The organism is Stenotrophomonas sp. YJH_SMC_19 (assembly GCF_059367915.1).
The window spans coordinates 25,897-37,842 of the sequence record NZ_JCAFRI010000017.1 but is presented as its reverse complement, the minus strand read 5'-3'; the positions used below and the strand labels follow the sequence as shown (position 1 = coordinate 37,842).

Annotated in this window: 10 protein-coding genes; 2 read left to right on the top strand and 8 right to left on the bottom strand. The window is 68.3% G+C overall.

The features are described 5' to 3' along the window. Positions 1–5: 5 nt before the first annotated feature. Positions 6–1,301: a heme biosynthesis HemY N-terminal domain-containing protein gene (locus AC5P5R_RS16330; RefSeq protein ID WP_005407590.1), complete on the top strand. Its 1,296-nt coding sequence runs from the start codon at positions 6–8 to the stop codon at positions 1,299–1,301. Positions 1,302–1,411: 110 nt separating this feature from the next. Here AC5P5R_RS16330 and AC5P5R_RS16325 read toward each other — a convergent pair whose 3' ends face one another. Further along, the gene (locus AC5P5R_RS16325; RefSeq protein WP_012478738.1) at positions 1,412–2,707 is read right to left on the bottom strand and encodes an acetyl-CoA C-acetyltransferase; all 1,296 of its coding nucleotides are present in this window, start codon (positions 2,705–2,707) and stop codon (positions 1,412–1,414) included. Between the two features lie 93 nt (positions 2,708–2,800). On the opposite strand from AC5P5R_RS16325, the gene AC5P5R_RS16320 reads away from it, so the two are divergent. Beyond that, positions 2,801–3,688, top strand: a complete 888-nt coding sequence (locus AC5P5R_RS16320; RefSeq protein ID WP_005407588.1) for a hypothetical protein — start codon at positions 2,801–2,803, stop codon at positions 3,686–3,688. Between the two features lie 493 nt (positions 3,689–4,181). On the opposite strand, the gene AC5P5R_RS16315 is transcribed toward AC5P5R_RS16320, so the two are convergent. The 7 genes from AC5P5R_RS16315 to mltA all read right to left on the bottom strand — a co-directional run bounded on the left by AC5P5R_RS16315 (position 4,182) and on the right by mltA (position 11,920). After that, the gene (locus AC5P5R_RS16315; protein ID WP_076738905.1) at positions 4,182–4,808 is read right to left on the bottom strand and encodes a superoxide dismutase family protein; all 627 of its coding nucleotides are present in this window, start codon (positions 4,806–4,808) and stop codon (positions 4,182–4,184) included. Positions 4,809–4,839: 31 nt separating this feature from the next. Continuing rightward, the gene (locus AC5P5R_RS16310) at positions 4,840–5,409 is read right to left on the bottom strand and encodes a superoxide dismutase family protein (protein WP_005407586.1); all 570 of its coding nucleotides are present in this window, start codon (positions 5,407–5,409) and stop codon (positions 4,840–4,842) included. A 93-nt stretch (positions 5,410–5,502) separates the two neighbouring features. After that, positions 5,503–6,951, bottom strand: coding sequence for a nitrogen regulation protein NR(I) (gene ntrC / locus AC5P5R_RS16305; protein WP_049449860.1), 1,449 nt, complete (start codon positions 6,949–6,951; stop codon positions 5,503–5,505). Next, on the bottom strand, positions 6,944–8,005 hold the full coding sequence (locus AC5P5R_RS16300) for a two-component system sensor histidine kinase NtrB (protein ID WP_099523406.1): 1,062 nt from the start codon (positions 8,003–8,005) through the stop codon (positions 6,944–6,946). Before AC5P5R_RS16300 ends, ntrC begins: the two co-directional genes overlap by 8 nt. Positions 8,006–8,175: 170 nt before the next feature. Then, the gene (locus AC5P5R_RS16295; RefSeq protein ID WP_100438982.1) at positions 8,176–10,221 is read right to left on the bottom strand and encodes a TonB-dependent receptor; all 2,046 of its coding nucleotides are present in this window, start codon (positions 10,219–10,221) and stop codon (positions 8,176–8,178) included. A 108-nt stretch (positions 10,222–10,329) separates the two neighbouring features. Further along, the gene (locus tag AC5P5R_RS16290) at positions 10,330–10,644 is read right to left on the bottom strand and encodes a hypothetical protein (protein WP_021204073.1); all 315 of its coding nucleotides are present in this window, start codon (positions 10,642–10,644) and stop codon (positions 10,330–10,332) included. A gap of 109 nt (positions 10,645–10,753) precedes the next feature. Further along, positions 10,754–11,920, bottom strand: a complete 1,167-nt coding sequence (gene mltA, locus AC5P5R_RS16285; RefSeq protein WP_099523422.1) for a murein transglycosylase A — start codon at positions 11,918–11,920, stop codon at positions 10,754–10,756. Between the last annotated feature and the right edge of the window lie 26 nt (positions 11,921–11,946).

Below are 11,946 nucleotides of genomic sequence, written 5' to 3'. Positions count from 1 at the left end.
CCCGCATGAAACCCCTGCAATCCCTGGTTGTGCTGTTGCTGGCGGTGGCCATCGGCGTGGTGGCCGCGCAATGGCTGGGCGCCGATGACCTCAACCGTTTCGGTGAAGTAACCCTGCGCTACGGCGGTTACGACTACCACAGCAACCTGCCGAAGGTGGCGCTGCTGTCGGTGATCGCAGTGCTGGTGCTGTGGCTGCTGTGGAGCCTGATTGCCGCACCGTTCCGCGCCTGGGGCCGCTACCGCCGCAAGCAGGGCCGGGTGCGCCTGATCGACGGCCTGCAGGCCTACGAGCACGGCCAGTGGCAGCGTGCCGAGAAGCTGCTGGATGGCGCTGCCAAGGACCCGGAAGTGAGCGCGGTGGCGCTGGCCAATGCCGTGCGCAGCGCACAGGCACGTGCCGACGGCCCCGCCGGTGAAGCGCTGCTGCAGCGTCTTGGCGAGAGCGATGCCACCCTGCAGGCGCTGCTGCGCGCCGAACAGCTGCTGGCGCGCGATCTGCCGGTGGATGCGATCAACGCATTGGACGTGGCGGCGATCCAGCCGCTGCCGCCGCGCGGCCTGTGGCTGCGTACCGAAGCGCTGGCGCGTGCCGGCCGCGCACACGAGGCCTATGGCCAGCTGGGTGCGCTGCGCCAGAGCAAGGTACTGCCGGCCGAATCAAACAGCGAACTGGAAGCCCGCCTGGCCGCACAGGCGCTGCTGGAAGCGGCCGACGTCAACGCATTGGCCGCACAGTGGGAAGCCACGCCGAAGGCGCTGCGGCCGACCCCGGACGTGGTGGGCGCCTATGCCAGCCGTGCGGTGGCCCTGAACTGGGATGAGCCGGCGCTGCTGGCGCTGGAACAGGCGCTGGACCAGCGCTGGGACGACGAACTGGTGGCGCTGTACGGCCGCCTGCCGGCCGAGCGCCTGGCAACCCGCCAGGCCAACCTGGCGCGCTGGCGCAATGTGCATGATGGCTCGGCCGCACTGCATCTGGCGCAGGGCCGCGTGGCCCTGGCCCAGCAGCAGTGGGATGCCGCCGATACGTTCCTGCACGAGGCCATCGCCGCCGGCGCCGGTGCCCCGGCGTGGGAAGCGCTGGGTGAACTGTTCGCGCAGCGTGGCGAGCACGCGCTGGCCGCGCAGTGCCTGGCCAATGCGCTGCGACTGCAGCGCGGCGAGGACAGCGTGGCGCTGGTGCGCGGCAGCGAGGCGCCGCTACGTGCCACGGTGGAAGAGCAGCCGATCACGGTGCAGCCGCCGGTGTATGACGCCAACGAAGAGCGCGACGAGTTCGGCAACCCGCGGTTGCCGTGAGGCGTGCCGACCAACGGTCGGCACCCACCGGAGCAACAAAAAAAACGCCGCCCATTGGGCGGCGTTTTCGTGCCAGCGCTGCCGGCCAGCGGCCGGCACTACCGTGATGCTCAGCGTTCGACGATCGCCACCACGCCCATGCCGCCGGCGGTGCAGATCGACACCAGCGCGCGGCCACCGCCGCGTTCGGCCAGCTGCTTGGCTGCGGTAGCAATCACACGTGCACCGGTGGCGGCGAACGGATGGCCGGTGGCCAGCGACGAGCCCAGCAGGTTGATCTTGTCCGGGTCGATACGGCCCATCGGTGCATCCAGGCCCAGGCGGTTGCGGCAGTAATCCTCGCTCTCCCACGCACGCAGGGTGCACAGCACCTGTGCAGCGAAGGCCTCGTGGATCTCGTAGATGTCGAAGTCCTGCAGGGTCAGGCCATTGCGCTTGAGCATCTCCGGCACGGCCACGGTCGGTGCCATCAGCAGGCCTTCGCCATGCACGAAGTCCACCGCAGAGACGTGCGCATCGCGCAGGTACGCCTGCGGCTCATGGCCGTGCGCACGCGCCCACTCTTCACTGGCCAGCAGCACCGCGGCGGCGCCATCGGTCAACGGCGTGGAGTTGGCGGCGGTCAGGGTGCCACGGCCGGAGACCTTGTCGAAGGCCGGCTTCAGCGTGGCCAGCTTTTCCAGCGAGGTATCCGGACGCAGGATGTTGTCGCGCTCGACGCCACGGAACGGTGCGATCAGATCGTTGAAGAAACCGCGCTCATAGGCAGCGGCCAGCTTCTTGTGCGAGGACACCGCCCACTCGTCCTGCGAGTCGCGCGAGATGTTCCATTCCTTGGCCATGTCCTCGCAGTGGTCGCCCATGCTCTTGCCGGTGCGCGGCTCGGCCACGCCCGGGAACTCGGGCTTGAGCTCGGAGAACTTGAAGCCGGAAGTGAGCGCGCGGATCTTGTCGCCAGTGCTCTTGGCACGGTTGGCGGCCAGCAGGCGCGCGCGCAGCTTCTTGCCGTAGACGATCGGCACGTCGGAGGTGGTGTCCGAACCGCCGCCGATGCCCGATTCGATCTGGCCCAGCGCGATCTTGTTGGCGACGGTGATGATGCTGTCCAGCGAGGTGCCACAGGCGCGCTGCAGTGTGATGCCCGGGGTCAGCGGCGACAGGCCGGACGACAGCGTGGCTTCACGGCCCAGGTTCCAGTCGCTGGAGTGCTTGATCACCGCACCCATCGCCACTTCACCCAGCTGCTGGCCGTGCAGGCCGAACCGTTCGACCAGCGCGCCCAGCGTACGGACCGACATGCCGAGGTTGCCGACATCCGAATACGCGGTGTTCTGGCGGCAGAACGGAATGCGGACGCCACCGAGGATGGCGACGGGACGAGCGTTGGGCATGGAGATACCTGGCATGGATGAGGGTGTCTGCAACATGGCCTGCACGGCGGAGCAGGCATAATGGAGCCAAGTGTAGCTGCCGCCCTGTGATGGGCCAACCGTGGAACCATGAGCAAACCCGACCCCGCGATGAATGCCCTTGGCGTGCTGGCCCTGGAACTGGCCGGCGGTGAAATCCCCCGCCAGGCGGTACTCAGCGCCGAACAGGCCGGTGAACTGGCCGATCGCGTCGGCCGCGACCTGTCCAAGCTGGTGCCGCAGGTGGCCGAGCTGGACCTGGTGTTCGCCGCCGCCCATTTCGACCCGGCCGAAGTGCTGCGCCCGGGCTGGCCGATCCACCGCCGCCTGGAAGAACTGCAGATGCGTGCCCCGGGCCGCAACCAGGGCCCGCGCCTGCTGGCCTTTGGTACCGACGCCCAGGGCGACGTGCCGCTGCCGTTCCAGGCCGACGCCAGCCTGGTGGGCGGCGGCCTGCGCGTGGTGCCGTTCCTGCTGACCGGCAGCGACGTGGCGACGACCAATGCGGTGGCCGAGGCGCTGGAAGACACGCTGCTGGCCAACGGCATGGCCCATGCCGACACCGCGTTGATGGCGCAGAACACCTTCGGTGCCCGCATCGAGCACGCGCGCTATTTCACCGTGAATGATCTGGCCGCGATGATGTCGATGCAGTACGACAACCAGGGCCTGGCCGCACTGTGGCCGCTGATCGAGACCGCGATCATGGCCCCCGGTGAAGACGAATGGCTCAACGCCGCGCCCGAGCCGCTGCTGCGTTACACGCATGGCGAAGCACGCATGGCGCTGTTCGATCCGGCCGGCTGGTGCGCGCACTACGATCACGGCAAGAACGATTGCGACCGCCTGAAGGGCATCTACGAGCAGTTCCTGATGCGCCAGCGGCAGATGGCCGCCGTGCTGGAAGCACATGGCGTGCCGGTACTGTTCGTGCACTGCGAGGCCGGCCAGGACGCGCGCGAACTGCTGGCGCGCTGAAGGCGGGTAGTGCCGGCCGCTGGCCGGCAACATCTGGATCTACGATTGCCGGCCAGCGGCCGGCACTACCGATCAGGAAAAACGCCGGCTTGCGCCGGCGTTTTCCGTTTCAGCAGAAATAGCCGCAGTGCTGTTCGTGCACTGCGAGGCCGGCCAGGATGCGCGCGAACTGCTGGCGCGCTGAAGGCGGGTAGTGCCGGCCGCTGGCCGGCAACATCCGGATCTGCGATTGCCGGCCAGCGGCCGGCACTACCGATCAGGAAAAACGCCGCCTTGCGCCGGCGTTTTCCGTTTCAGCAGAAATAGCCGCAGTGCTGTTCGTGCACTGCGAGGCCGGCCAGGACGCGCGCGAACTGCTGGCGCGCTGAAGACGGGTAGTGCCGGCCGCTGGCCGGCAACCTCCGCATTTGCGATTGCCGGCCAGCGGCCGGCACGACCGATCAAGAAAAACGCCGGCTTCTGCCGGCGTCCTCCGTTTCCAGCAGGAGCGCGCTTACGGCGCCTTCTGGATCACCGCACACGCCAGGCGCGCGCCGGCATTGCCGGTCGGCTGGGTCTTGTAGTCATCCGCATCGGCGTGGACGATCAGGCCACGGCCGATGATGTCGAAGTCATCACCCTTGCCGATGTTGACGTTGCTCGACACCGGGCCGTCGATGGTGGCCACGCCCTTGTCGTCGGCCTTGATGTTGGGCATGTCGCCGCCGTGGTGCGGATCGGTGGCGACATTGCCGTGATCCTGCTTGCCCGGGTTGAAGTGGCCACCGGCGCTCATGCCGTCCGGGGCGCTGCAGTCGCCCTTCTCGTGGATGTGGAAGCCGTGCTCGCTGCCCGGCTTCAGGCCGCTGATCTGGCCGGTCACGTGGACCTTGCCGTCAACCACCTTGAAGGTGACGCTGCCCTTGGTCTCGTTACCCTGGGTCGGTGCCAGTTCGGCGGTGGCGGTGGCATCGGTGGCCGCTGCAGCGGCCGGCGCCGGCGTTGCGGCCGGTTCGGTGGTGGCGCCGTCGGCCGGTGCGGCCGGCGGGGTTTCAGCCTGCGGCGCGGCCGGCTGCTGGCTGCAGGCCGCCAGGCCCAGTGCAGCAATGGCTGCGAACAGCGACGTGTGGATCAAACGCATGGAATCTCTCCCTGGATGATGCCTGCAGTGATCAGCGGACAACCCGGATCACGCCACAGGCGATGCGGACGCCGGCATTGCCGGCGGGCTGGCTGCGATAGTCGTCGGCGTTGGCATGCACGACCAGTGCACGTCCGGCGATATCGGTGGCGGCGCCTCCGCCAAGGGTAACGCCCTTGAGGTGGATATCGACGTTGGCGCGGCCCTGGGCGTCGGCACGCAGATTGTCCATGTCGCCCAGGTGGTGCTTGCCGGTGCCGGCGCGGCCATGCGCAGCGCCACCGGGATTGAAGTGATTGCCGGCACTGCTGGCATCCACCGCACTGCAGTCGCCGCGCTCGTGGATGTGGAAGCCGGCCTGCTGCATCGGCTGCAGGCCACCGATCAGGCCGGTGATGTGGATACCGCCGGGCTCCACCATCAGTGCGATGCGGCCACTGACAATGCTGGCCGAGGCCGGCGCAAGATTGGCCTCGCCCTGCTTCGCTGCGCTGACCACGGTCGGCGGCGGCGGAGTAGGTTCGGTCTTTTTCGGCGCGCTGCCGCAGGCAGACAGCAGCACGGCGGCGGACAACGGCAGGATGGCAAAGGACAGACGCATCAAGGACTCCTTGCAGATGACACTAAGCGTTGCATCGTCCATGAACGATCAACAGTTCGGCAAGCGGGCGCGAGGATCGCGTGCAGGGGCCGTTCAATGGCCCCCGCGGCGGCGTCCGGCGCCCAGCTTGCGGGTAAGGGTATTGCGGCCAAGGCCCAGGCGGGCCGCGGCTTCGGCACGGCGGCCGTGGGTGATCTGCAGCGCGGCCTCCAGCAGGGCATGGTCGACCCGCTCGCGCACCTGCGCGTGCAGCCCTTCTACGCCTTCGGCCAGCTGACGGCGTGCCCATTCGGCCAGCAGCGCTTCCCACTGCCCCGGATCGGCGATGGTGGTGCTGCTGCGACGACCGCGCGTACGGTTGAGCGCGGTATCGACGTCGGCCACGCCGATGGTGTCGGCGGCCGCCAACGCCGCCATCCGCCAGCACACGTTTTCCAGTTCGCGCACGTTGCCCGGCCAGTCGTGTTCGCGCAGCGCCTGCAGTGCGGCCGCGGTCAGGCGCTTCGGCGGCGTATCCAGCTTGCGCGCGGCGGCGGCCAGGAACGTACTGGCCAGCTGTGCGATGTCCTCGCGGCGCTCGCGCAGCGGTGGCAGCTGCAGGCGCACCACGTCGAGGCGGTGCAGCAGGTCGGCGCGGAACTTTCCTTGTGCAACCAGCCCTTCCAGGTCCTGGTGGGTGGCGGCGACCACGCGCACGTCGACGCGGATCAGTTCACGGCCACCGACGCGGAAGAACTCGCCCTGCGCCAGCACGCGCAGCAGCCGGGTCTGCAACGGCAGCGGCATGTCGCCGATCTCATCCAGGAACAGTGTGCCGCCATCGGCCTGCTCGAAGCGGCCGATATGGCGGCGCTGCGCGCCGGTGAAGGCGCCGGCCTCGTGGCCGAACAACTCGCTTTCCAGCAGCTCGGACGGGATTGCAGCGGTATTGAGCGCGACGAAGGGCCCCTGCGCGCGCGGTGATTCGCGATGCAGCGCATTGGCCACCAGCTCCTTGCCGGTGCCGGTCTCGCCGGTGATCAGCACCGCCAGCGGTGCCTGCGCCAGGCGACCGATGGCGCGGAACAGCGCGCGCATCGGCGGGGTATCGCCCACCAGTTGCGGCGGTTGGTCGCTATGCGCTTCGGCCGCAGGTGTGGCCGCTGCCAATGCCGGTGCGACGGCCGGCAGCACCCGTTGCGCCAGTGCCACCGCATCGTCCAGATCGAACGGCTTGGACAGGAATTCATGCGCACCACCGCGGAACGCGCCGGCCGTGCTGGCTACATCGGTATAGGCCGACATCACCACCACCGGCAGCTGCGGCAGCGCGGCCTTGAGCTTGTCCAGCAGCACAAGGCCATCGTCGCCGGGCATGCGCACATCGGTGAACAGCAGCGCCGGTGGCGGGCCTTCGCTCAACGCCTGCAGGGCGGGTGCGGCGCTGTCGAAATCCAGGACCTGGTAGCCCGCCTCGCGTAGCGCGGTGCACAGCACGAAGCGCACGGCCCGATCGTCATCGACCACCCAGATGCACTGCGGGGACGAAGAGGACTCAGACATCGCGCGGGGCCTCCTCGGCCGGGGCAGCGCCGCTGACGATCGGCAGCAGCAGAGTGAACACGGTATGGCCCGGGCGCGAGCGGTAGGTCAGCGTGCCGCGATGCTCGCGCGCCACCTGCTGGGCCAGCGCCAGACCCAGGCCAGTGCCTTCGGCACGGCCACTGACCAAGGGCAGGAACAGGTGTTCAGCCAGTTCCTCGGGAACGCCACGGCCGTCGTCGGCGATTTCCAGGCGCAACGCCAGCGTGTGCAGCTGCTCGGCAATGCGCACGCCATGCTCCACCCGGGTACGCAGGGTGATGTTGCCGGCGCCGGCCTGGATCGCGTTGCGCACCAGGTTCCAGACCGCCTGGGTGAGGCGGTCGGCGTCACCATGGAATTCGGGGATGCTGGGGTCGTAGTCACGCTGCAGGCGCACCGCCCAGCCGGCTTCGCTCTCGGCCAGGCGCAGCACGCGTTCCAGCGCGGCATGGATGTTCAGTTCGGCATGCGGCGCGGCCGGGGCCGGCGACAGCAGCTGGTCGAGCAGGCCGTTGAGGCGCTCGATCTCCGAGCCGATCAGTTCGATCAGCTCACGTTCGCTGGCGTCGCGCTGCGCCGCACGCCGGGCAAGCAGCTGGGCCGCGCCCTTCAGTCCGGCCAGCGGGTTGCGCAGCTCGTGGGCCAGGCCCTTCAGCGCCGCGCTGAGCGCGCTGGGCAGCGCCTGGGTGGGATCGAGTCCTGGGAACTCATCGACCGGATGCGCCTCCAGCAGCCAGCCGCCATCGTCGCGGCGGCTCATCCAGCCCTCGGCGAAGCGCGGCGCCTCGCCGGGCACCGCCAGCGCCAGCCGGTTCAGGCGCAGGCTGTCGCGCTCGTCGCGGGCCAGGAAATGGGCCAACGCCTCGCCCTGCACTTCCAAGGCGACCAATGGCCGACCCAGCAGGCGCCGGACGCTGACGCCCAGCCAGCGGGCGAAGGCCGGATTGCAGCCGGCAATGCAGCCATCGGCCCCGGCCCAGGCCAGCGGCGTGCCCAGGGCATCGAGGGACGGCGGGGGTGCGGGGTCGGACATTGCACCAATGTAGTGCAAAACGGGGGTTCGGGGTCAGAGCCCTTTCCTCGGGGAAAGGGATCTGACCCCTTGCGCTGCGGGGTCCGGGGTCGGATCCCATTCCGTCAGGAAAGGGCTCTGACCCCTGCCGCAGGTCGAGCAAGCTCGACCACTACCAGATGCGTGGCCGGTTACAGCTTCATGTTCAGGCCGACGAACACGCTGCGGCCCGGGGCCGGCGAGAACATCGGGCGGGCGCTGTCCCAGAAGAAGCTGTCGTACCAGGCGTAGGCGTACTCGCGGCCGGTAACGTTCTTCAGCTGCAGGTCCACGCTGAAACGCGGGGTGAGCTGATAGGCAGCACTGAGGTCGAGCACGGCGAAACCTCCGAACTTGCCGGCCACGTTGCGCTCTTCCAGGTAGTAATCGCCCTGTGCACGCGCCTGCAGGCCCAGCCGCAGCGCGGCCGTGGCGCGGTAGTCCACGCCCAGATTGCTGATATGGCGCGGGGTGGCAGCCACTTCGCGGCCGTGCAGGGAAATGCCGGCATCGCGGTCGTCGCGGGTGATCTTCGCTTCCTGGTAGGCGTGCGAGGCCCATACCGTCCAGTCGTCGCCCAGTTGCAGGCTCAGCTGCGCATCCACCCCGCGTCGGCGGGTCTTGCCCAGGGTGACCGTGGTGCCGGTGGCCGGCATGTTGGATACCTCGTTTTCCGCGTCCTGCTGCCACACCGCCAGGCGCGCCTGGGCGCCCTGGAACGGCTGGAACTTCAGGCCCAGCTCCATGCCGGTATTGGTGGACGGCTGCAGCGGCGCCTGCCCCGGAGTGAGATAGGCCGGTGCGGTGGAGCCGGTCAGCACCTGGAAGGTGCGGCCCCAGTTGGCATAGACGTGGGTGGTCTGGCCCAGGCTGTGGATGACGCTCAGCTTGGGCTGACCGATGGTGCCGTAGTCCTGCAGGCGTCCGCGGACGCCGTTCATCAGGTGCGTGCTGCCACTGAAGCGATCGATACGATAGGCCGGCACGATCTTCCAGGCCTCGACGGGCTGGTAGATGGCCTGCACGTAAGCGCCCCAGTTGTCGAAGCTGTGGCGATCGTTGTTCTGCACCCGCGCCGGCGGCTGGCTGAAATCGGTGGGTTCGGCGTAGGCGTAGCGCTCGCGGATGTAGCCGTTGTCCTGCTGCTCGTAGTTCAGGCCGCCCTCGACAGTAAGCGCGGAGCTGGCCTGCCAGGTCAGGGTGCTGAGCAGTCCGGCCTGACGCTCGTCCCACATGCGGCGCTGGCGCGGCAGGTTGCCGGTGGGCAGGTCGCTGAAGGTCACGCGGCGGTCGTCTTCGTAGCGGTTGTAGTAGAGCCGCGTGCCGAAGGTGAGTGCGTCGGACAGCTTCAGGTCGACGTGCGCGGCGATCTGCCGCATGTCGCGGTCATCGCCATCATTGCCGTTGCGCAGCTCGCTGCCACGGCGGTGCGTGCGCAGTTCCTCAGCGGTCATGAAGCCGGGTTCGTCGGCCTCATGGTGATAGGCGCGCGCGGTCAGGCCCACGCGCAGCCCTTCGTCCAGCGTGCCGAAGAACCACTTGCCGCCCAGTGAATACTTCCTGGAGGTGTCGTGGTCGCGATAACCATCGCTGGCCTGGGTGCCGACGAAATAGTTCTGCGCGAAGCCATTGGCTTCGCGGCCAACCGCCAGCTGTGCATCACGGGTGTTGTAGCTGCCGTAGGCCAGGCGCGCATCGGTGTAGCTGCCGCCCTGACGCGTACCGAAGTTCACGTTGCCACCGATGTTGTGCAGCCCATAGCGCGGGTCGTTGGTCCCGCGCACCACTTCGATGTAGCTGATGTCCAGCGGGAACAGCATGTCGATGAAGCGCTGGTTGCCGCTGTTGACGTTGCTGGGGATGCCGTCGATGAGGGTCTTGATGGCGTTGAGGTAGCCCTCGCCGTTGAAGGCGCGGAAGCTGACCTTGCCCGATTCGGCACCCTGCCGCGTTTCGGTGAGCTGGATGCCGGGCATCTGCCCCAGCAGCTCCCAGCTGTGCGAGACGTTGCGGTCTTCGATCTGGTCCGCGCCGAGCACGTCCACCGAAGTCAGCACCTGGTGCGCGCTGAGCTGGCCTTCGCCATGCTGGTGCACCTGCACCTTGCCGAGGGTGAGCGCGGCATCGGCGGACTGTGCGAAAGCTTCAGGGGCGAGCGGAGCGGCCGCCAGGGCGGCCACAAGGGTGGGAGTCTTCATGGGAAGGGGCGGCTGCGGTGAAACGTAATCATATAACATTTCACATGCCCGCTTTTTGCAGCGTCGAGCAAGGCTCGGCGCTACAAGGGCGGGTGCCGGGGGCTTGGATTACACCGGGTAGCCGGTGGCTTCCCGTGCTTTCTTCCAGGCGGCTTCGAATTCACGCGCGGAGATTTCGTCGTCCTCGTCGAAATCCAGGAACGACACCGGCTGGTCGGCCAGCAGGAAGCGGTCGTCGCTGTGGGCATGCTCGTCGGCCCAGACCATCCTGGTGCCGTAGATTTCCACCTGGCGCACGATCTTCTCGCCACGGGCTTCCATCAGCACGTTGCCCTTGCCCAGGCCCGATTCGGCCCAGTGCTTGTAGTACTTCTTTGCGGCGGATTTCGCGCCGGGTTTTGCGTTGTGCTTTGCGTAGGTCATTGCAGGGGTCCTGGCCGCAGGCGCGGCCGGAAAGTTCGGAATAGCGCCATTATCAGGCATCCGGGGGTCAGAGCCCTTTCCTTTGGAAAGGGATCCGACCCCTGCTGCTTCAATTCGGCAGGGGCACGCCCTTCGGCCACAGCATCCAGATATTGCCCTTCTGCTTCATGTCGCCGGCCAGCTTGCCGGCGGCATCCCCGCTGCCCCAGTACAGGTCGGCGCGCACCTCACCGGCGATGGCGCCGCCGGTGTCCTGCGCGGCCACCGGTCGCACCACCGGGCTGCCGTCCGGGCGCGTGGTGGAGAGCCACAGCAGGCTGCCCAGTGGCACCACGCTGCGGTCCACCGCCACGCTGTAGCCGGCGGTGAGCGGCACGTTCAGCGAACCACGCGGGCCTTCCGGGCTGTCCGGGTTGCGCACGAAGAACACGTAGCTGGGGTTGCTGCGCAGCAGTTCCGGCACGCGCGCGGGATTGGCCCGTGCCCAGGCGCGGATCGCGTCCATGGTGACGTCTTCCTTCTTCAGCTGGCCCTGGTCCACCAGCCAGCGCCCGATGGCGCGGTAGGGGTGGCCATTCTGTTCCGCATAGGCCAGACGCACCTGCTTGCCATCGGCCAGGCGCACGCGGCCGGACCCCTGGATCTGCAGCAGCTGCAGGTCCATCGGGTCGGTCAGCCAGGCCAGCACCGGGGCGTTGGCGCCCTTGGCCGCGATGGTGCCGGCGTCGTCATAGGGCTTGAGCACCTTGCCTTCGACGCGACCGCGCAGGCGCTTGCCCTTCAGTTCCGGGTAGAGGCTGTCCAGCTGCACCACCACCAGATCATCCGGCGTGCCGTAGACCGGTACGGTCGCCGTAGCGGTACGGGTCAGGCTGCCGGCATAGATCGGCTCGTAGTAGCCGGTAATCAGTCCGTCGGCCTGGTGGCCACCGGCACGCAGCGCATAGGCATCAAGGTCGCGCTGCAGGAACTGGCGGATCGCGGCCGGGTCCTTGTCTGACACCGCTGCGGCGGTGGCGCAGGGTTTGGCCCAGACCGCATCGTTCTTCAGGCGGGTGCAGCTGCTGCGCCAGGCAACGAAACCGGCCTGCAGATCGCTGTCGGAGACGGATGGCAGCGCGCTCCATGCAGCCTTGGCATAGGTGGCCGCGGGCGGCGTGACCGGCGTCGGCACTTCAGATCCGGTGCGGGGGGCGGTGGTGGCGCAACCGGCGAGCACGGCCGCTGCCAGCAGGATGCAGTGCCTGCGCTTGAAGAAGGTGGCGGAATCGATCATGCCGCCATGGTGGCGGGCCGGCCGCT